This is a genomic window from Streptomyces sp. NPDC021224 (genome assembly GCF_044332905.1).
GTDB lineage: Bacteria > Actinomycetota > Actinomycetes > Streptomycetales > Streptomycetaceae > Actinacidiphila.
Genome location: NZ_JBIRPW010000006.1, coordinates 93,566 through 113,386, shown reverse-complemented (window position 1 = coordinate 113,386; position 19,821 = coordinate 93,566). Strand labels below are relative to the sequence as shown.

Genomic DNA, 19,821 nt, shown 5'->3' with positions numbered 1-19,821 from the left:
GGCCGCGCGGCGCACACTGCGCGCAGGGCGTCCGGACGGCCACGGCACGTACCCGCTCATGTGACGGGTGCCCTGCTCAGATTCGCGGGCAGCAGGTAGGTTGGCGGCACCCTCAACTACCGGCCGTCCTCGTACAGGAAGGTGCGCTGCGATGACCGAGCACAACGGACAGAATCTGCCCCCCGCCTTGGAAGTGGCACCCGAGGCACCCGACCGCAACCTGGCCCTGGAGCTCGTCCGGGTCACCGAGGCCGCCGCGATGGCCGCCGGGCGGTGGGTCGGGCGCGGCGACAAGAACGGCGCGGACGGCGCGGCCGTCAGAGCCATGCGGACCCTGGTGCACACCGTGTCGATGAACGGCGTGGTGGTGATCGGCGAAGGCGAGAAGGACGAGGCGCCGATGCTCTACAACGGCGAGCGGGTCGGTGACGGCACCGGCGCGGAGTGCGACGTCGCCGTGGACCCGGTCGACGGCACGACGCTGACGGCCAAGGGCATGCCGAACGCGGTGGCGGTGCTCGCGGTGGCCGACCGCGGCACCATGTTCGACCCGTCGGCGGTCTTCTACATGGACAAGCTGGTCGTCGGACCGGAGGCGGCGGAGTTCGTCGACATCACCGCGCCGCCGTCGGTGAACATCCGCCGGGTGGCGAAGGCCAAGGGCAGCGCGGTGGAGAACGTCACGGTGGTGGTGCTGGACCGGCCGCGGCACGACGACCTGGTCAAGGAGATCCGCGAGACCGGCGCCCGCATCAAGTTCATCGCCGACGGCGACGTGGCGGGCGCGATCATGGCCGTCCGGGAAGGGACCGGCGTCGACATACTGCTGGGCATCGGCGGCACCCCCGAGGGCATCATCGCGGCCTGCGCCGTGAAGTGTCTGGGCGGCACGATCCAGGGAAGGCTGTGGCCCAAGGACGACGCGGAGCGGCGCCGGGCGCTGGACGCCGGACACGACCTGGACCGGGTGCTCACGACGACGGACCTGGTGAGCGGCGAGAACGTCTTCTTCGTGGCGACCGGCGTGACGGACGGCGAGCTGCTGAACGGGGTCCGCTACCGGCGCGAGACGGCGACGACGTCCTCGCTGGTGATGCGGTCGAAGTCCGGCACGATCCGGCAGATCGACTCCGTGCACCAGCTGTCCAAGCTGCGCGCGTACAGCACGATCGACTTCGACCGGGCGCGCTGAGCCCGTCCCGCAGGCCCGCGTGCGCGTCCGTGCGCCGTACGCCCGCCGCACGCACCTCCTGCCCGGACCCGGTCGCTTCGGCCCCGCGGCCGTCCGGGCAGGACGTGCGCCGCGGCGTTCAGCCCGCCACGGCTATCTGCGGTGCCGGGCGCTGGAGTTCGACCTCGCGGCGGCGTCTGCGGGCGAGGACGACCCGGCGCTCGGCCGCGGTCATGCCGCCCCACACCCCGTACGGCTCGGGCTGGACGAGGGCGTGCTCGCGGCACTCCAGCATGACCGGGCAGCGGGCGCAGACCCGTTTCGCGGCCTCTTCCCTGGCCAGCCGGGCGGCGGTCGGCTCCTTGGAGGGCGCGAAGAACAGGCCGGCCTCGTCGCTGCGGCAGGCCGCGTCGGAGTGCCAGGGCCCGCCAAGGTCACGCGGGTGACCTGGTGGAGTGGTCGGTTCCGTGACGGGCTCGATCGGTTGAAGCACGGGATACTCCTGACGACGGCTCGTGGTGTGCCACGCCTGCCGCCCGCCGACTGCTCCCCGTGCGCGGCGTACGACAGCGGCAGCGCGGCTGCGTGTCCCGTTCCCCTACCCGCTGTACGCAACTTCATGCGCACCGTGTTCGCCCGTGCGCAGGCCACGACACCCACGCTGACCTGGAGTTGGCGTGAACACGCAGCACCGCTGGCGTACTTACGCACCAACCGCCCGCGCTGTCCGGGCGATTCGGCGGGCGTCAGTCGGCGAGCTGCTTCTTCGTCCAGTCCTTGACCTTCTTGCCGCGCTTGGCCTTCGCCTCGACGCCGCCCCAGAAGGCCACCCCGTCCACCCGCACGACGGGCGCGCCGGGATCGGGGGACTCGTACGCCTTGATGTCGGAGCCGCCCATGATGCCGATCACGCCGCCGCCGCGCAGCGTCACGTTCTCCGGCAGCTTGATGGTGACGCCGCCCATCACGGCGGTGCAGTGGATGACGAGTTCGGGCGAGGTGAACGTCGCCTCGGACAGGTCGATCTCGACACCGCCGAGGATGGCGACCGCGGTGATCTTGCTGCCGACGCGCCAGCGGCCCTTGCGCTCGGCGCCGCCGAGGATGCCGACCAGGTTGGGGTTCTCGCCGCCGCCGTCGGCGTAGCCGCGCGGGGCGGCCGCCGGGGCCGCGGCGGGGTGGGACGCGGCGCCCGCGGGCAGGTCGGCGACGAGCGGCTCCAGTTCGCCCATGGTCTTGGCGGCGTAGACGTGGTCCAGCCGCTCGGAGTGCTCGGACGAGTCGAGCCGGCCCTCGGCGAGCGCCTCGCGCAGGATGTCGGCGACACGGTCCCGGTCGGCGTCGGACGCCCGCAGGCCGCCGGCGCCGGGGGCCGCGGTCGCGACCGGGGCGGGGGCGGCGGGAGCGGGGGCGGCCGGAGCCGGAGCGGCAGGGGCCGCGGGCGCGGGCGCGGGCGCGGCGGGTGCTGCGGCGGCCGGGGCCACGGCGGTCTCGGCGGCGTCCGCCGGCTGCTGTCCGGGCTTCTGGAGCTGCGATTCGTCCACGCGTCCACGGTACAAGGACGCGATAGATCGCGACCACCCCGGGAACAGCCGGAGCCGCCCCCCATCCGACCCCTAGGGGTCGGGCCCCGCAAGGCCCTTCGGCTCTCGGGGTGAGCCGGACCTCACAGCCGGAGGGCCGCGGGGACGCTCGTATGCTGGAAGCGCTTCAGCGACGACGCAGCCGAGTGAGGAATGCCCGATATGCCCGACTTCGAATACACGGATCTGCTCCCTCTCGGCGAGGACACCACTCCTTACCGCCTCATCACCAGCGAGGGCGTGAGCACCGTCGAGGCGGGCGGGCGCACCTTCCTCCAGGTCGAGCCCGAGGCGCTGCGCCGGCTCGCGGCCGAGGCGATGCACGACATCTCGCACTACCTGCGCCCCACCCACCTCGCCCAGCTGCGCCGCATCCTCGACGACCCCGACGCCAGCCCCAACGACCGCTTCGTGGCGCTCGACCTCCTCAAGAACGCCAACATCGCGGCGGCCGGCGTGCTCCCGATGTGCCAGGACACCGGCACCGCGATCGTCATGGGCAAGCGCGGCCAGAACGTGCTCACCGAGGGCGGCGACGAGGAGGCCCTCTCGCGCGGCATCTACGACGCCTACACCAAGCTCAACCTGCGCTACTCGCAGATGGCGCCGCTGACGATGTGGGAGGAGAAGAACACCGGCTCCAACCTCCCCGCCCAGGTCGAGCTGTACGCGACCGACGGCGGTGCGTACAAGTTCCTCTTCATGGCCAAGGGCGGCGGCAGCGCCAACAAGTCGTTCCTCTACCAGGAGACCAAGGCCGTCCTCAACGAGGCGTCGATGATGCGCTTCCTGGAGCAGAAGATCCGCTCGCTGGGCACCGCGGCCTGCCCGCCGTACCACCTGGCGATCGTGGTGGGCGGCACCAGCGCGGAGTTCGCGCTCAAGACCGCCAAGTACGCCTCCGCGCACTACCTGGACGAGCTGCCCGCCGAGGGCTCGCCGGCCGGGCACGGCTTCCGCGACAAGGAGCTGGAGCAGAAGGTCTTCGAGCTGACGCAGAAGATCGGCATCGGGGCGCAGTTCGGCGGCAAGTACTTCTGCCACGACGTGCGTGTGGTGCGGCTGCCGCGGCACGGCGCGTCCTGCCCGGTCGCGATCGCGGTGTCCTGCTCGGCCGACCGGCAGGCGCTCGCCAAGATCACCGCCGAGGGCGTCTTCCTGGAGCAGCTGGAGACCGACCCTGCGCGCTTCCTGCCGGAGACCACCGACGAGCACCTCGACGAGGACGTCGTCCGCATCGACCTCAACCGGCCGATGGACGAGATCCGCGCGGAGCTGACCAAGTACCCGGTCAAGACCCGGCTGTCGCTGTCCGGCCCGCTCGTCGTCGCGCGCGACATCGCGCACGCCAAGATCAAGGAGCGGCTCGACGCGGGCGAGGAGATGCCGCAGTACCTGCGCGACCACGCCGTCTACTACGCCGGTCCCGCCAAGACCCCCGAGGGCTACGCCTCCGGCTCCTTCGGCCCGACCACGGCCGGCCGCATGGACGCCTACGTGCAGCAGTTCCAGGCGGCGGGCGGCTCCTTCGTGATGCTGGCCAAGGGCAACCGCTCCCAGCAGGTCACCGACGCGTGCGCCGCGCACGGCGGCTTCTACCTCGGCTCGATCGGCGGCCCCGCGGCGCGCCTCGCGCAGGACTGCATCAAGAAGGTCGACGTCCTCGAATACGCCGAGCTGGGCATGGAAGCGGTGTGGAAGATCGAGGTCGAGGACTTCCCCGCCTTCGTCGTCGTCGACGACAAGGGCAACGACTTCTTCACCGACCCGGCGCCCGCGCCGACCTTCACCAGCATTCCGGTACGTCAGGGGGCGTGAGCCCGGCTGCCGTTCGGCCGTCACCGGTGCCCGGCGCGCCCCCCGAAACGGGGCGTAAGGGGTAGCGGTGACGGCCGAGTTGCGTTCGGGGGAGGCGGGCCGGTATCCACAGCTCAGGATGCTGGGAGGATGACGTGCCATGGCCGGTGTGATGAACGCGTGGAGGCGGTCCGCGGCCGGGCGGCTGACGAAGCAGGCGATGCACATCGAGCTGATGCACCGTTCGATGGCTTTCGCCGCACTGGGCTTCGTGACGCTCATGCCGCTGCTGGTGGTGGTCGCCGCCGCGACGCCGTGGGAGAACCGCCCGGGTTTCGCGCAGTGGGTCGTGGACGGCATGGGGCTCACCCCCGACGGTTCGCACCGGCTGCGCACCCTCTTCGCCGCGCCGAACACGGTGCTGAGCGCGACGAGCGCGTGGAGCCTGGCCTCGCTCGCGTACTTCGGGCTGTCCTTCGTGGCGAGCGTGGAGACCGGCTACCGCAAGATCTGGGACCAGCCGTCCGGGCCCTGGCACCGCGACTACCGGCGCACGGTGTGGCTCGTGGTGCTGACCGCCTACCTCTTCGGCGAGTCGCAGAGCGCCGCGGCGATGGGCAGCAGCCTCGCCGAGCGCGGCGCCCGGATCGCCGCGACCTTCCTGCTCGGGGTCCTCTTCTTCGCCTGGGGCCAGAGCTTCCTGCTCTACGGGTCGGTGCGGGTGCGCACCGCGCTGCCCGGGGCGGTCTTCACCATGCTGGGGCTGGCGGGCCTGCGGATCTTCTCGCACCTGTTCTTCGCGCAGCTGATGGTCAGCAACGGTGACGCGTACGGCCCGGTCGGCACCGTGCTGACGGTCGTGACCTGGCTCGTCGGAGTCGGCTTCGTGGTCTTCGGCGGCGCCCTGCTGGGCCGCCATCTGCGGGACGTGCGGATCCTGCGGCGCGGCGCCGAGATCCCCCGCCCGCGGCAGGAGGGCTGGCTGGAGGAGCCCGAGGAGGCCGCCCCCGGTATGCGCTGGCGCTCGGACGGCGCGGGCGGCGCGATCGACTGACCCGCCCCCGGGCGTCCGGCGGCGCGCCCGGCCGGGCCCGCGCCCCCGGGCGTACGTCCCCGGCGCGCCGCGCGCGGTACGCATCGGCCGCCCGCCCGCGGCGGCGGGCCCGGCGGGAACAAAGGCCCCGGGCGGGGCACTGTAGTAGGCATGGACGTACACGGGACGGACGACGGCTCGGAGGACTACCGGGTCGAGCACGACTCGATGGGCGAGGTGCGGGTGCCCGCGGCCGCGAAGTGGCGGGCCCAGACGCAGCGGGCGGTGGAGAACTTCCCCGTCTCCGGCCGCCCCCTGGAGCGTGCGCACATCGCGGCGCTGGCCCGGATCAAGGCGGCGGCCGCGCAGGCCAACGCGGCGCTCGGGGTGCTGGACGAGGACATGGCCGAGGCGATCAGCGCGGCGGCCGAGGAGGTCGCCGAGGGCCGCTGGGACGCGCACTTCCCGGTGGACGTCTTCCAGACCGGCTCGGGCACCTCGTCGAACATGAACGCCAACGAGGTGATCGCGACGCTGGCGACCGAGCGGCTGGGCCGCCCGGTGCACCCCAACGACCACGTCAACGCCAGCCAGTCGTCCAACGACGTCTTCCCGTCCTCGCTGCACATCGCCGCGACCGCCGCCGTGACCGGCGACCTGATCCCCGCGCTCACCCGTCTGGCCGAGTCGCTGGAGCGCAAGGCCGCGCAGTTCGCGGACGTGGTGAAGTCCGGCCGCACCCATCTGATGGACGCCACGCCCGTGACGCTGGGCCAGGAGTTCGGCGGATACGCCGCCCAGGTGCGGTACGGGATCGAGCGGCTGGAGGCGTCGCTGCCGCGGCTCGCGGAGCTGCCGCTCGGCGGCACCGCGGTCGGTACCGGCATCAACACCCCGCCCGGCTTCGCGGCCGCGGTCATCGCCGAGGTCGCGCGGGCCACCGGGCTGCCGCTGACCGAGGCCCGCGACCACTTCGAGGCGCAAGGAGCCCGGGACGGCGTCGTGGAGACCTCGGGCCAGCTGCGGACGATCGCGGTGGGCCTGACGAAGATCGCGAACGACCTGCGCTGGATGGCCTCGGGGCCGCGGACGGGCCTGGCCGAGATCGCGCTGCCCGACCTCCAGCCGGGCTCGTCGATCATGCCGGGCAAGGTCAACCCGGTGGTGCCGGAGGCGGTGCTGATGGTGGCCGCGCAGGTGATCGGCAACGACACGACGGTCACGGTCGCGGGCGCGGCGGGCAACTTCGAGCTGAACGTGATGCTGCCGGTCATCGCCCGCAACGTGCTGGAGTCGGTGCGGCTGCTGGCGAACGTCAGCCGGCTGCTGGCCGACCGGACGATCGACGGCATCACGGCGGACGCCGAGCGGGCCCGTGAGTACGCCGAGTCCTCGCCCTCCGTCGTCACCCCGCTGAACAGGTACATCGGCTACGAGGAGGCGGCGAAGGTGGCCAAGCGCGCGCTCGCCGAGCGCATCACGATCCGCCAGGCGGTCCTGGACGGCGGCTACGTCGAGCGCGGGCTGCTGACGGAGGAGCAGCTCGACACCGCGCTGGACGTGTTGCGTATGACACGCCCGTAACGCGTGATTCGTAAGATCTGTTCATGACAGCCCGAACCGAGAGCGGGGCGACGTCCCCGCCAGGAGACCCGAACGGCGGCCGCTGGGCGCCCGGCGACCAGGTGCTGTGGCGCTACCGGGGCAACGGCACGGACGACGGCTTCCACATCGCGCGCCCGGTCACGGTGGTGCGCGACGACCCGGAGCTGCTCGCGGTGTGGATGGCGCCCGGCACCCCGGTGGTGCGCCCGGTGCTCGCCGACGGCACTCCCGTGCACCGCGAGCCGCTCGCGACCCGCTACGTCAAGCCGCGCACCACCCGGGTGGAGAAGTGGTGGGGCAGCGGTGTGCTGAAACTCGCCCGTCCGGGTGAGCCGTGGTCGGTGTGGCTGTTCTGGGACGAGAACTGGCGCTTCCGCAACTGGTACGTGAACCTCGAACGGCCGCTGCACCGCTGGCCCGGCGGGGTGGATTCGGTCGACCACTTCCTGGACATCGCGGTGCGCCAGGACCGCGGCTGGCGCTGGCTGGACGAGGACGAGTTCGCGCAGGCACAGACCGACGGGCTGATGCCGCCCGCGCTCGCCGCCCAGGTCCGGCAGGACGGGCGGCGCGCGGTCGAGGCGATCCGGGCGTGGGGCCCGCCCTTCCGCGACCCCTGGCCCGACTGGCGACCCGACCCATCCTGGCCCGTCCCGGCGCTGCCCGCCGACTGGGCCCGCGAGCCGTCCGGGCCCGCCGCCGCGGAGGCCGGGACGGACGGCGGGGCGGTGTCCGGTACGCCCGCCGCGCCCGGTACGCCGGACGCGCCCGGGGGCTCCGGCACGGCGGACGGGACCGGTGGGCCCGGCGTTCCCGCCGGTCGGGGACTTCCCGTCCGGCGGGCGAGACGATCGGCGTGAACCCCTTGTTGCGCCCCCGAGCGGCAACCGTAGGATCGTTCTCCGGAGCATCGCAGAAACGCCGATCTCAGCCTAGAGTTTGACGCCGCGTCACCAGTACGCCCGGTGGACGCCGGGCTCCGTATACCTTCCGGGGCCCCCTCCCCGGGCGGCCCGGCACCATCGGAAGAGCAGTCAGGGAGGCCCTGAGCAGTGGGAAGCGGCGGCGAGGAGCGCCCCGTGCCGAACGGGCACGGGCGCGGCACGCACAGCACCCCGGCGGACCCGGCCGGCCCGGACGGCACCGGCTCCGGCTCCGGCTCCGCGGGCCCGCAGGGCACCGGCGGCCCGAGCGGCAGCGACGGGCTCGACGCCCTCGAAGGGCTCAGCGGCTTCGACGACGACGAGCTGGACGGCGTACCGGCCGACGACCGCCCGTGGGGCCGCGCCGAGCAGGCCGGGGCCTTCGACGCGATCGGCGACCGCTACGACGAGGCCTTCCCGACCAAGCAGAGCCAGCTGACGGCCGGCGACTGGCTGGCCGGCGCGCTGCCGCCCGGCTCCCGGGTGCTGGACCTGGGCTGCGGCACGGGCGTGCCCACCGCGCGCCAGCTCGTCGACGCGGGCCACCGCGTCACCGGGGTGGACCTGTCCGCCGGGATGCTGGCGCTGGCCCGCGAGAACGTGCCGGAGGGCGAGTACCTCCAGGCCGACATCGCCCAGCTGCCGGACGGGCCGCCGCTGGAGCCCGGCAGCTTCGACGGCGTCGCCGCCTTCTTCTCGCTGCTGATGCTGCGCCGCTCGGAGATCCCGGAGACACTGCGGGCCGTCCACGGACTGCTCGCGCCGGACGGCCTGCTGGCGCTGTCCATGGTCGAGGCGGACGTCGACGACGTGCCCATCCCGTTCCTCGGCCACACCATCCGGGTGTCCGGCTACCTGCAGGACGACCTGCGGGAGATCGTCACGGATGCGGGCTTCGAGGTGATCAAGGAGGATGCGTACGCGTACGCGCCGGCCAGCACGGACGTACCGCCCGAGCGGCAGATCTACCTCTGCTGCCGACGGGTGTGAAACCGCGCCCGCGCCCCGGACGTCCCACACACGCAGGTAGGAACGCCAGTACCGATCAGGCCCGAGCCCGCCGCGGCCCTCGCGTGGCGCCCAGACGGATGGAAAGACTCGCGTGACCACGGACCCGCCCCGCCCACCCCGGCACCCCGCCGCGCCAGCGCCGGACCCGCGCGGCGGCTACAGCCTGCCCGAGAAGCAGGCGGACGAGGGGCCGGAGCCGCGCACCGGACCCCGTACCGGCTCCTGCGGCGGCCCGGCGGACGAGCCCCCCGGCCGCCCGCGCCCGGTGCCGCCGGACGGCGCGCGGCACCCCGGCCACGGACGGCCCGGCAGGGGCGCGGAGGCGGCCGACCCGGGCGACGGGCCGCCCGGCCCACCGTCGGCCGGTGAGGAGTCGCTGAACGCCTTCGTGAGCACCCCGCCGCGCGGCACCCCCGTCGAAGCGGCCGGCCACCCCGTGGACGAGGAGTCGGGCGCCATGCGCATCCCGATGCCCGCGCAGACCGGGCCCGAGGCCGACCGGCTGCGCTATGTCGGCGCAGCCACCCGGCGGATCGCCCGCGGTGTCGATCTCGACGAGATCCTGCTGGGCCTGTGCCGCTCGGCGGTGCCGGCCTTCGCCGACGCGATCCTGGTCTATCTGCGCGAGCCGCTGCCGGTCGGCGACGAACGCCCCTCCGGCCCGCTGCGGCTGCGGCTGCGCCGCTCGGACGGCGGCCTCGAAGGCCCCGCCGAGCCGGACGACGACCAGCCGGTCGGCGCCGCGCCGCTGCTGCCGTCGCTCGTGCCCACCATGGAGCCCTCCTACGGCGGCGGGGACTCCATCGGCGTGCTGCTCGACGGGCCGCTCGCCGAGGTGCTGCGCGGGGTGCGGCCGGTCTTCGCCGACTCGCTGCGCGCCGCCGACGCGCTCGCCGAACTGCTCGGCGTCCCCCAGGACGACCCGTCCGCGCTGCCCACCGGCCGCCGCGCGCTGCTCGCGCCGCTGCGCGGCCGCCGCCGGGTGATCGGCGCGGCGGTGCTGCTGCGGCGCGCCGAGCGCACCCCGTTCGAGACCGACGACCTGCTGGTGGCCGCGCAGCTCGCCACGCACACCGCGCTCGGCGTCGACAAGGCCGTGCTGTACGGGCGCGAGGCGTACATCGCCGACGCCCTGCAGCGCGAGATGCTGCCCGACTCGCTGCCGCAGCCCACCGGGGTGCAGCTGGCCAGCCGCTACCTGCCCGCGGCCGAGTCCGCCCGGGTCGGCGGCGACTGGTACGACGCGATCCCGCTGCCCGGCAGCCGGGTCGCGCTCGTCGTCGGCGACGTCATGGGCCACTCCATGACCTCGGCGGCGATCATGGGCCAGCTGCGGACCACCGTGCAGACGCTGGCGGGCCTGGACCTGGCGCCGCAGGAGGTGCTCTACCACCTCGACGAGCAGGCCCAGCGGCTCGGCCAGGACCGCATGGCCACCTGCGTCTACGCCGTCTACGACCCGATCGCGCACCGCCTGGTCGTCGCCAACGCGGGCCACCCGCCGCCGGTGCTGCTGCACGCCGACGGGCTCGCGGAGGTGCTGCGGGTGCCGCCGGGCGCGCCCATCGGCGTCGGCGGGGTGCCCTTCGAGGCCGTCGAGCTGCCCGCGCCCGCGGGCGCCACGCTGCTGCTCTACACCGACGGGCTCGTCGAGTCGCGCTCCCGCGACGTGTGGGGCGGCATCGAGATCCTGCGCGAGCGGCTGCACGACGCCGCGTCCGTCGTCTCGCCGCCGCCGCTGGAGCCGCTGTGCGACGAGGTGCTGGAGATCCTCGGGCCCGGCGACCGGGACGACGACATCGCGCTGCTCGCCGCCCGCTTCGACGGGATCGCGCCGAGCGACGTCGCCTACTGGTTCCTGGAGCCGCAGCCGCAGACCCCCGGCCGGGCCCGCCGCCTGGTCCGCCAGGCGCTGCGCCGCTGGGACCTGGAGGACCAGCTGGAGGCGGCCGAGCTGCTCGTGAGCGAGATCGTCACCAACGCGGTGCGGTACGCCGAACGCCCCATCACGCTGCGGCTGCTGCGCACCGACGTGCTGCGCTGCGAGGTCGGCGACGACGCCCCGCTGCTGCCCCGGATGCGGCACGCCGCCCCGGAGGAGGAGGGCGGCCGCGGTCTCTACCTCGTCAACCGGATGGCCCAGCGCTGGGGCGCGACCCGCCTGGGCGCGGGCAAGGTGGTGTGGTTCGAGCTGCCGCTCTGAGCCATGTCCGGCGAACGGCCGCGCGGACGGCCGCGCGGACGGGCGCGCTCGGCGTGCCGGGGCGGCGGGAGGGTGCGACGGTGGGGGCGACCCCACCCTCATCCGCGGCGAGGAAGTATGACGAACGTACCCCCCACCACGAACAACGCCGGCATCCCCGTCGAGAGCGACGAGCACTCCCTCACGCTCGGGCCCGACGGGCCGATCCTGCTCCAGGACCACTACAACATCGAGAAGATGGCGCAGTTCAACCGCGAGCGGGTGCCCGAAAGGGTCGTGCACGCGAAGGGCAGCGGCGCGTACGGCCGCTTCCGGGTGACCAACGACGTCAGCCAGTACACCAAGGCGGACCTCTTCCAGCCGGGCCGCGAGACGCGCATGCTCGCGCGGTTCTCGACGGTCGCCGGTGAGCAGGGCAGCCCGGACAGCTGGCGCGACCCGCGCGGCTTCGCGCTGAAGTTCTACACCGAGCACGGCAACTACGACCTGGTCGGCAACAACACCCCGGTCTTCTTCGTCCGCGACACGATCAAGTTCCAGGACTTCATCCGCAGCCAGAAACGCCGCCCCGACAACGGGCTGCGCGACAACGACATGCAGTGGGACTTCTGGACGCTGTCGCCGGAGTCCGCGCACCAGGTCACCTGGCTGATGGGCGACCGCGGCATCCCGAAGACGTACCGCAACATGAACGGCTACGGCTCGCACACGTACATGTGGATCAACGCGGGCGGCGAGAAGTTCTGGATCAAGTACCACTTCAAGACCGACCAGGGCATCGACTTCCTCACGCAGGCAGACGCCGACGCGCTCGCCGGGGAGAACGCGGACGCGCACCGGCAGGACCTGTGGGAGGCCATCGCGCGCGGCGACCACCCGTCGTGGACGCTGAAGGTGCAGGTCATGCCGTTCGAGGACGCGGCGGACTACCGCTTCAACCCGTTCGACCTGACGAAGGTGTGGCCGCAGGGCGACTACCCGCTCATCGAGGTCGGCCGGATGACGCTGGACGAGAACCCGGAGGATTTCTTCGTCCACATCGAGCAGGCCGCGTTCGAGCCGTCGAACATGGTGCCGGGGGTGGGCCCGTCGCCGGACAAGATGCTGCTGGGGCGGCTCTTCTCGTACCCCGACACGCACCGCTACCGGATCGGCCCCAACTACGCGCAGCTGCCGCCGAACCGCCCGCACGTGCCGGTGCACTCCTACGCCAAGGACGGCCCGATGCGCTTCGAGCCGAACCGGGTGGGCGCCCCGTACGCGCCGAACTCGTACGGCGGCCCGGCCGCCTCCCCCGAGGCGTACGGCGACATCGCCGGCTGGCGGGCGGCGGGCGACATGGTGCGCGAGGCGTACACCCTGCACCGCGAGGACGACGACTTCGGGCAGCCGGGCACGCTGGTGCGCGAGGTCATGGACGACGCGGCGCGCGAGCGGCTGGTCGGCAACGTCGCCGGGCACCTGAGCGACGGGGTGAGCGCGCCGGTGCTGGAGCGCGCGTTCGCGTACTGGCGCAGTATCGACCAGCAGGTGGGCGACCGGATCGCGGCGGCGGTCAAGCCCGCCTGACGTCCCTCTCCCCCGTGGGACCGCAGCCCCGAGGACACGTGCTGACGCCCCGTGCCTCGGGGCTGCACCGCGTCCGGGCTGGGCCCGGCCGGACTATTGTGATATCACTTTGCTAGACCAACGGTCGCGGACGCGACCGGGCACCACCTCGGGACCTCAGGGGGAATCCGATGTCAGAGCACAAGCCCTCGGCCGCCGGCGCCGACATACCCACCGCGCCCGCGCCGGACGGTCCGCCGCTGCTGCCCGCGCCGCGCTTCAGCGAGCGGCGGGCGCTCGGCATGTCCGGGCTGCCGTTCATGCTCATCGCGCTCGTCGTCATCGCCGGCGGCGTCACGCTCATCGCGCTCGGCGGCACCAGCGCCAACAAGGAGCCGAGCGCCGGGGCCACCGCGCTCATCCTGCTCGGTGTGCTGATCGTGCTGTGCGCGCTCGTCACGCTCTTCGGCCTCACCCAGGTCGCGCCGGGCGAGGCCCGGGTGACCCAGCTCTTCGGGCGCTACCAGGGCACCATCCGGCAGGACGGGCTGCGCTGGGTGAACCCCTTCACCCGCCGCCGGAAGATCTCCACCCGGCTGCGCAACCACGAGACGGCCGTGCTCAAGGTCAACGACGCCTACGGCAACCCGATCGAGCTCGCGGCCGTCGTGGTGTGGCAGGTCGAGGACACCGCCCAGGCGGTCTTCGCCGTCGACAACTTCGTCCGGTTCGTCGGCATCCAGACCGACACCGCCGTGCGGCACATCGCCACCAACTACCCCTACGACGCCCACGACGGCGACTCGCTCTCGCTGCGCGGCAACGCCGAGCAGATCACCGAGCAGCTCTCCCAGGAGATCGCGGTACGGGTCGGGTCGGCCGGTGTGAAGATCATCGAGTCGCGCTTCACCCACCTCGCGTACGCGCCCGAGATCGCCTCGGCGATGCTCCAGCGCCAGCAGGCCGGGGCCATCGTCGCCGCACGGCAGACCATCGTGGACGGCGCGGTCGGTATGGTCGAGTCGGCCCTCGCCCGGATCACCGAGCAGGGCATCGTCGAGCTCGACGAGGAGCGCAAGGCGAGCATGGTGAGCAACCTGCTGGTGGTGCTGTGCGGCGACCGCGCGGCCCAGCCGGTGCTCAACACGGGGACCCTCTACCAGTGACGGAGCACCGAAGGTGACCGAACCCGGCGAGACGGAGGCGGCCACCGGGGCCGGATCCACGGGGGCAGCCGGCACCGGGGCCGACCCGGGGGCGGCCGGGACACCGGCCGCCCGCCGGGCCCGCAAGCAGGTGCTGCTGCGGCTCGACCCCGCCGTCCACGACGCCGTGGCGGCGTGGGCGGCGACCGAACTGCGCAGCACCAACGCGCAGATCGAGTTCCTGCTGCGGCGCGCGCTCGGCGACGCCGGGCGGCTGCCGACCGGCGCCCGGCCGATTCCGCGCCGCGGCCGCCCGTCCCGGGCCGCTTCCGCAGAGGATCCTCCCGCACCCGCCTGACCAGCCGATCTTCCCCTCAGGGCGATTATCCCCCCTGCGTATACACACGATGTATACGCGTCGTGTAGTGTGCTCCGCATGTCAATCGGCCATGCCCTGCTGGGACTCCTGGAGTCCGGCCCGCGCCACGGTTACGACCTCAAGCGCGCCTTCGACGAACGCTTCGGACACGACCGCCCCCTCGCGTACGGGCAGGTCTACTCGACCATGGCCCGGCTGCTGCGCAACGGCCTCGTCGAGGTCGACGGCATAGAGCCCGGCGGCGGGCCCGAGCGCAAGCGGTACGCCATCACCGACGCCGGGATCACCGACGTGGCCGCGTGGCTCGCCCAGCCCGAGAAGCCCGAGCCGTACCTCCAGACGACCCTCTACACCAAGGTCGTACTGGCCCTGCTCACCGGCCGCCCGGCCGCCGACCTGCTGGACACCCAGCGCGCCGAGCACCTGCGCCTGATGCGCGAGCTGACCCGGCGCAAAGGCACCGGCGACCTCGCCGACCAGCTCATCTGCGACCACGCCCTCTTCCATCTGGAAGCCGACCTGCGCTGGCTGGAACTGACCGCCGCGCGGCTCGACGAACTCGCCGCGGAGGTGACCCGGTGACGTACTCCCCCACCGCGGACGGCACGGACAACCCCGCCGCCGAGCCGCTGCTGCTGGCCCGCGACCTGCGCAAGGCCTACGGCCGCACACCCGCGCTGGACGGCGCCGACATGTCGGTACGGGCGGGCGAGGTCGTCGCCGTCATGGGCCCGTCCGGCTCGGGCAAGTCGACGCTGCTGCACTGCCTGGCCGGTATCGTCCGGCCCGACTCCGGCGAGGTCCGCTACCGCGGGCAAGCCCTGTCGTCGCTGTCGGACAGCGCCCGCAGCGCCCTGCGCCGTACCGACTTCGGCTTCGTCTTCCAGTTCGGGCAGCTGGTGCCCGAACTGACCTGCCTGGAGAACGTGGCCATCCCGCTGCGGCTCGGCGGGCGGCGCCGCAAGGACGCCGAGGCCGAGGCGGCCGGCTGGCTGGAGCGGCTGGAGGTCGAGGACGTCGCGGGCCAGCGCCCCGGCGAGATCTCCGGCGGCCAGGGCCAGCGGGTCGCCGTGGCCCGCGCGCTGGTCGGCGGCCCCCGGGTGGTCTTCGCCGACGAGCCGACCGGCGCGCTGGACTCCCTCAACGGCGAGCGCGTCATGCGGCTGCTGACCGCGGCCGCGCACGACACCGGCGCCGCCGTCGTCCTGGTCACCCACGAGGCACGGGTGGCCGCGTACTCCGACCGGGAGATCGTCGTACGGGACGGCCGGTCCCGCGATCTGGACCGCGTCTCATGAGCACCGCACCAGGACCGCGCGAGCCCTTCGCGGGCTTCGACGCCACCGCCCGCACCGCACCCGCGGGCTCCTCCGGCACCGACCGGCCGCGCGCCGGGCTGCGCGGCTGGGCGCACGACCTGCTGCTCGGCGCGCGCTTCGCCGCCGGCGGCGGGCGCGAGGGCTGGGCCCGCACCGTACTGACCGCCGTCGGCGTCGGGCTCGGCGTGGCGCTGCTGCTGCTCGCCGCCGCCGTACCGGCGATGATGCACACCCGCGACCAGCGCCGCGTCGCCCGCGACACCATCTCCTTCGGCGAGCAGGTCGCACCGACCGACGCCACCTTCCTGCTCGTCGACGCCGGCACCACCTTCCGGGGCGAGCAGATCAACGGCGTGCTGATCAGGCCGGACGGCCCGCACGCCCCGGTCCCGCCGGGCGTCACGGCGATACCGCGGCCCGGCGAGATGGTCGCCTCCCCCGCGCTGAAGAAGCTGCTGGCGCACGAGCCGATCCTGCGCGAGCGCCTCCCGTACACGATCACCGGCACGATCGGCCACGCCGGGCTCATGGGACCCGCCGAGCTGTACTACTACGCGGGCAGCGACAAGCTCGTCGCCCACGACGCGGACGGCCGCAACGGCAACGCCGACCGGATGACCCGGTACGGCGCGCACAGCAACTCCGAGGTGCTGGGGCCGGTCTTCACCCTGCTGCTGATCATGGTCGTGGTGGTGCTGCTGCTCCCGGTCGGGGTCTTCGTCGCCACCGCGACCCGGCTCGGCGGCGAACGCCGCGACCGGCGACTGGCCGCGCTGCGGCTGGTCGGCGCCGACATCCACGCCACCCGGCGCATCGCGGCGGGCGAGGCGCTGCTCGGGACCCTCCTCGGGGTGCTGGTGGGCGTCGGATTCTTCCTGGGCGCCCGGCAGTTCGCGCAGTACATCACCATCCGGGACATCTCGGCGTTCCCCGCCGACCTGGCCCCCAACCCGCTGCTGACGGTGCTGATCGTGCTCGCCGTCCCGGCCGCCGCGGTCGCCATCACCCTGCTGAGCCTGCGGCGCACGGCCATCGAACCCCTCGGCGTCTTCCGCAACGGCCTCGGGCGGCCGCGCCGGGTGTGGTGGCGGATCGCCATCCCGGTGGTCGGCCTGGCGCTGCTGGCCCCGCTGTTCGGGAAGGTCAAGGGCAACGCGTCGGTCAACGAGTACCAGGTCGCGACCGGTGCGGTGCTGCTGCTCGTCGGGGTGACCGCGGTGCTGCCGTGGCTCGTCGAGACCGCGGTGGGACGGCTGCGCGGCGGCCCGGTCGCCTGGCAGCTGGCCACCCGGCGGCTCCAGCTGAGCAGCGGCTCGGCCGGACGCATGGTCAGCGGGGTGACGGTCGCGGTGGCCGGCGCCATCGCGCTCCAGATGCTCTTCCACGCGGTGGACGGCGACTTCGTCTCCGACACCGGCGCCGACACCACCCGGGCGCAGGTCGAGGTCGACGACTGGGGCGCCGGGGTCCGCACCACCGCCCAGGACATCCAGCGGCTCGCCGCGACCAAGGGCGTCCGCGGCGCCACCGGCTACACCAGCGCCAGCGTCAACCGGCCGGACGCGTACAAGCTCACCGGCGACGAGCTGGCCGCCGACACGGTGTCGCTGACCGTCGCCGACTGCGCGAGCCTGCGCGGCCTCGTCGCCGTCGGCAAGGACTGCGGGCCGCACAGCGTCTACCTGGTGCCGCCGCCCCCCGAGCAGAGCCGCACCTCCGCCGACTACGTCAAGGCGGGCGCGCGCGTCGACCTCAACACCGACTACTCCGAGCGCTACACCGGCAGCCCCCGGCTGTGGACGATCCCCGCCGACGCCCGCACCGTCGACGCCCGCACCGACCCGCTCGGCAGCGAGCTGTGGGGCATCTTCACCGTCCCCGGCGTCATCGACGACGCGCGGCTGTCCACGTCGTACGCGGAGATGTTCGTCGACCTCGACGACGGGACGCCGGACGCGGTCGAGTACGTCCGCAACACCACCGCGGGCTTCGGCCTCACCGCCTACGCCAACGACATCCACGGCTCCACGGCGAAGAGCGCCTACACCCAGCTGCGCCGCGGGCTGTTCGCCGGGGCGACCCTCACCCTGGTGCTCATCGGGGCGAGCCTGCTGGTGAGCATGCTGGAGCAGCTGCGGGAGCGCAAGAAGCTGCTGGCGGTGCTGGTCGCCTTCGGCACGAAGCGCTCGGCGCTGGCCTGGTCGGTGCTGTGGCAGACCGCGGTGCCGGTCGTCATCGGCCTCGCCCTGGCCGTCGCGGGCGGCATCGGCCTGGGGGCGGCGCTGCTGGCGATGGTCGCCCGGCCCGTCCGGATGGACTGGACGGACGTGGCCTCGATGTCGGCGATCGGCGGCGCGGTGGTGCTGGGGGTGACCCTCTTGAGCATGCCGCTGCTGTGGAGGCTGATGAGGCCGGACGGCCTCCGCGTCGAGTAGGGCCTTCTCCCCTGAGCCCGCTCCTGGCCCTACGCGGGGTCCGGGGCGGGCTCCGCGGCCGCCTCCGGCTCCGGCTCCGGCTCGGCCGGGGCGGGAAGCGCGGCCTCGGGGACGGGGGCGGGGGCGGGCGCGGCGGTTTCGGTGGCCTCCACCGCACGCTCCCGGGCGTACGCGCGGAGGTAGCCCACCACCGTGTTGGTGACGGCGACCAGCGGGACCGCGACCACCGCCCCGCCGATGCCGGCGACGAGCGAGCCCGCCGCGACGGAGAGGACCACCGCGAGCGGGTGGACGCGGACGGCGCGGCCCAGGATGAAGGGCTGGAGGATGTGGCCCTCGATCTGCTGGACCGCCAGCACGACCGCAAGCACCATCAGCGCTATGAACGGACCCTCCGTCACCAGGGCGACGACCACCGCGATGAAGCCCGAGGCGACCGCGCCGACCAGCGGCACGAAGGAGCACAGGAAGATGACCACCGCGAGCGGCACGGCCATCGGCACGCCCAGGAAGAAGATGCCGATGCCGATGCAGATCGCGTCGATCAGCGCGACTATGACCGTGCCCCGCACATAGAGCGTCAGCGTCCGCCAGGCGCGCGGACCGGCACCGGCGAGGGGCTCCCGCGCGGCCTCCGGGAAGAGGCGCAGCACCCAGTTCCAGATGTTGGGGCCGTCGTAGAGCAGGAAGAGCGTGCTGAACATCGCCAGCAGCATGCCGGTGAGCAGGTCGACGATGACGGTGACGCCTTCGAGCCCGGCGTCGGTGAGCGCCTTGGAGTTGGAGCCGATCGCGTCGCTCAGGTTCTTCGCTATGTTGTTGATCTGGTCGTCGGTGACATGGAAGGGGCTGTTGAGCAGCCACTTCTTGCCCTCGGCGATACCGTCCTGGAGGCTGCTGGACAGGTTGTCGACGTTGTCCATCACCTGCCAGACGACGAACCAGCCGACCAGGCCGATGATGACGAAGCCGCCGATGAAGACCATCGCGGTGGCCAGCCCGCGCGGTACGCCGAGCCGCTTGAGCCGGGCGACGAACGGCTGGAGCAGCGCGGTGATGAGCAGCGCGGCGGCGAAGGCGAGGACCACCAGGCGCACCGCGCCGATGACCCGCATCAGCACCCACACCGTGCCAGCCAGGATCAGCAGCCGCCAGCCGATCTCGGCGGCGACCCGCATGCTCCACGGCACCACCGTCGCCGGATCCCCTGGCGCGGGCACGGTGGCGCGCCGGGCGGGGCCGGCGGCGGGCCTGGCAGTGCGGGGCTGCGCCGCGGGCCCGGCGGCGCCTCCGGCCTCCGGCCCTTCGGCGGCTGCCGCGGGGGGCGGGGCCGAAGTCCCGTCCGGATCGGGGACCGTGGCGGCCTCCCGCGGCGGGGCGGAGGCGGCGAGGGCGGCGTCGTGCTCGGCCTCGCGGGCGGTCACCCGGGCGTGCCGCTCTTCCAGCCGGCCGGCGAGTCCCGCCAGCCCGGCTGCGAGCGCCGTGCTCCAGTTGCGCTTCTCGGCCATCGCTCCCCCGCCCCCCTCGACGCGTCGTTGTGGACCCGCTGTGCAGGACGACGTTACCTGCCCTTGGGGTTGCCTTTGCGACGGACCCGCACCCGGATGGGGGAACACGCCGACAAGCCCGGATGAACACGGGTGGACGCGGCCTCCCGTGCGACGGCGGA

15 protein-coding genes and 1 pseudogene are annotated in these 19,821 nt (G+C 73.5%); 13 read left to right on the top strand and 3 right to left on the bottom strand.

What is annotated here, in order from left to right; all coding sequences use genetic code 11:
* Positions 1-151: 151 nt before the first annotated feature.
* Complete coding sequence (glpX, locus tag ACH4PY_RS17085; protein ID WP_398182446.1) at positions 152-1,192, top strand: class II fructose-bisphosphatase; 1,041 nt, start codon at positions 152-154, stop codon at positions 1,190-1,192.
* Positions 1,193-1,310: 118 nt separating this feature from the next.
* Here glpX and ACH4PY_RS17080 read toward each other — a convergent pair whose 3' ends face one another.
* A complete protein-coding gene (locus ACH4PY_RS17080) occupies positions 1,311-1,664 on the bottom strand; it encodes a WhiB family transcriptional regulator (protein ID WP_398182443.1) in 354 nt (117 codons plus the stop codon).
* A 253-nt stretch (positions 1,665-1,917) separates the two neighbouring features.
* The gene (locus ACH4PY_RS17075; RefSeq protein ID WP_398182440.1) at positions 1,918-2,715 is read right to left on the bottom strand and encodes a DUF1707 domain-containing protein; all 798 of its coding nucleotides are present in this window, start codon (positions 2,713-2,715) and stop codon (positions 1,918-1,920) included.
* 201 nt (positions 2,716-2,916) lie between these two features.
* Here ACH4PY_RS17075 and ACH4PY_RS17070 point away from each other — a divergent pair, with 201 nt between their 5' ends.
* The 12 genes and pseudogenes from ACH4PY_RS17070 to ACH4PY_RS17015 all read left to right on the top strand — a co-directional run bounded on the left by ACH4PY_RS17070 (position 2,917) and on the right by ACH4PY_RS17015 (position 18,152).
* The gene (locus ACH4PY_RS17070) at positions 2,917-4,572 is read left to right on the top strand and encodes a fumarate hydratase (protein ID WP_398182437.1); all 1,656 of its coding nucleotides are present in this window, start codon (positions 2,917-2,919) and stop codon (positions 4,570-4,572) included.
* A gap of 139 nt (positions 4,573-4,711) precedes the next feature.
* Positions 4,712-5,605 carry a YhjD/YihY/BrkB family envelope integrity protein gene (locus ACH4PY_RS17065; protein ID WP_398182434.1) on the top strand — a complete coding sequence of 298 codons (894 nt, stop codon included), beginning with the start codon at positions 4,712-4,714 and terminating at the stop codon, positions 5,603-5,605.
* A 150-nt stretch (positions 5,606-5,755) separates the two neighbouring features.
* Positions 5,756-7,168, top strand: a complete 1,413-nt coding sequence (locus ACH4PY_RS17060) for a class II fumarate hydratase (protein ID WP_398182431.1) — start codon at positions 5,756-5,758, stop codon at positions 7,166-7,168.
* Positions 7,169-7,191: 23 nt separating this feature from the next.
* Positions 7,192-7,878: pseudogene (locus tag ACH4PY_RS17055) on the top strand (DUF402 domain-containing protein); the annotation flags it as partial.
* Positions 7,879-8,436: 558 nt separating this feature from the next.
* On the top strand, positions 8,437-9,102 hold the full coding sequence (locus ACH4PY_RS17050; RefSeq protein WP_398183397.1) for a class I SAM-dependent DNA methyltransferase: 666 nt from the start codon (positions 8,437-8,439) through the stop codon (positions 9,100-9,102).
* Positions 9,103-9,214: 112 nt separating this feature from the next.
* Positions 9,215-11,326 (top strand): SpoIIE family protein phosphatase, encoded by a 2,112-nt coding sequence (locus ACH4PY_RS17045; RefSeq protein WP_398182428.1) that lies wholly within the window; start codon positions 9,215-9,217, stop codon positions 11,324-11,326.
* 117 nt (positions 11,327-11,443) lie between these two features.
* Positions 11,444-12,895: a catalase gene (locus ACH4PY_RS17040; protein ID WP_398182425.1), complete on the top strand. Its 1,452-nt coding sequence runs from the start codon at positions 11,444-11,446 to the stop codon at positions 12,893-12,895.
* A gap of 170 nt (positions 12,896-13,065) precedes the next feature.
* Positions 13,066-14,040, top strand: a complete 975-nt coding sequence (locus ACH4PY_RS17035) for an SPFH domain-containing protein (protein WP_398182422.1) — start codon at positions 13,066-13,068, stop codon at positions 14,038-14,040.
* Positions 14,041-14,053: 13 nt separating this feature from the next.
* Positions 14,054-14,377 (top strand): hypothetical protein, encoded by a 324-nt coding sequence (locus tag ACH4PY_RS17030; RefSeq protein ID WP_398182419.1) that lies wholly within the window; start codon positions 14,054-14,056, stop codon positions 14,375-14,377.
* 78 nt (positions 14,378-14,455) lie between these two features.
* Positions 14,456-14,980, top strand: coding sequence for a PadR family transcriptional regulator (locus ACH4PY_RS17025; RefSeq protein WP_031520413.1), 525 nt, complete (start codon positions 14,456-14,458; stop codon positions 14,978-14,980).
* Positions 14,977-15,696, top strand: coding sequence for an ABC transporter ATP-binding protein (locus ACH4PY_RS17020; protein ID WP_398182415.1), 720 nt, complete (start codon positions 14,977-14,979; stop codon positions 15,694-15,696). Before ACH4PY_RS17025 ends, ACH4PY_RS17020 begins: the two co-directional genes overlap by 4 nt.
* Complete coding sequence (locus ACH4PY_RS17015) at positions 15,693-18,152, top strand: FtsX-like permease family protein (protein ID WP_398182412.1); 2,460 nt, start codon at positions 15,693-15,695, stop codon at positions 18,150-18,152. The genes ACH4PY_RS17020 and ACH4PY_RS17015 overlap by 4 nt, the downstream gene beginning before the upstream one ends.
* Positions 18,153-18,181: 29 nt before the next feature.
* Here ACH4PY_RS17015 and ACH4PY_RS17010 read toward each other — a convergent pair whose 3' ends face one another.
* Positions 18,182-19,660, bottom strand: coding sequence for an AI-2E family transporter (locus tag ACH4PY_RS17010; RefSeq protein ID WP_398182409.1), 1,479 nt, complete (start codon positions 19,658-19,660; stop codon positions 18,182-18,184).
* Positions 19,661-19,821 lie beyond the last annotated feature (161 nt).

Coding starts and splice junctions, on each gene's coding strand:
- glpX (WP_398182446.1), top strand. CDS start 152: ATGACCGAGCACAACGGACAGAATCTGCCCCCCGCCTTGGAAGTGGCA.
- ACH4PY_RS17070 (WP_398182437.1), top strand. CDS start 2,917: ATGCCCGACTTCGAATACACGGATCTGCTCCCTCTCGGCGAGGACACC.
- ACH4PY_RS17065 (WP_398182434.1), top strand. CDS start 4,712: ATGGCCGGTGTGATGAACGCGTGGAGGCGGTCCGCGGCCGGGCGGCTG.
- ACH4PY_RS17060 (WP_398182431.1), top strand. CDS start 5,756: ATGGACGTACACGGGACGGACGACGGCTCGGAGGACTACCGGGTCGAG.
- ACH4PY_RS17040 (WP_398182425.1), top strand. CDS start 11,444: ATGACGAACGTACCCCCCACCACGAACAACGCCGGCATCCCCGTCGAG.
- ACH4PY_RS17035 (WP_398182422.1), top strand. CDS start 13,066: ATGTCAGAGCACAAGCCCTCGGCCGCCGGCGCCGACATACCCACCGCG.
- ACH4PY_RS17025 (WP_031520413.1), top strand. CDS start 14,456: ATGTCAATCGGCCATGCCCTGCTGGGACTCCTGGAGTCCGGCCCGCGC.
- ACH4PY_RS17015 (WP_398182412.1), top strand. CDS start 15,693: ATGAGCACCGCACCAGGACCGCGCGAGCCCTTCGCGGGCTTCGACGCC.
- ACH4PY_RS17010 (WP_398182409.1), bottom strand. CDS start 19,660: ATGGCCGAGAAGCGCAACTGGAGCACGGCGCTCGCAGCCGGGCTGGCG.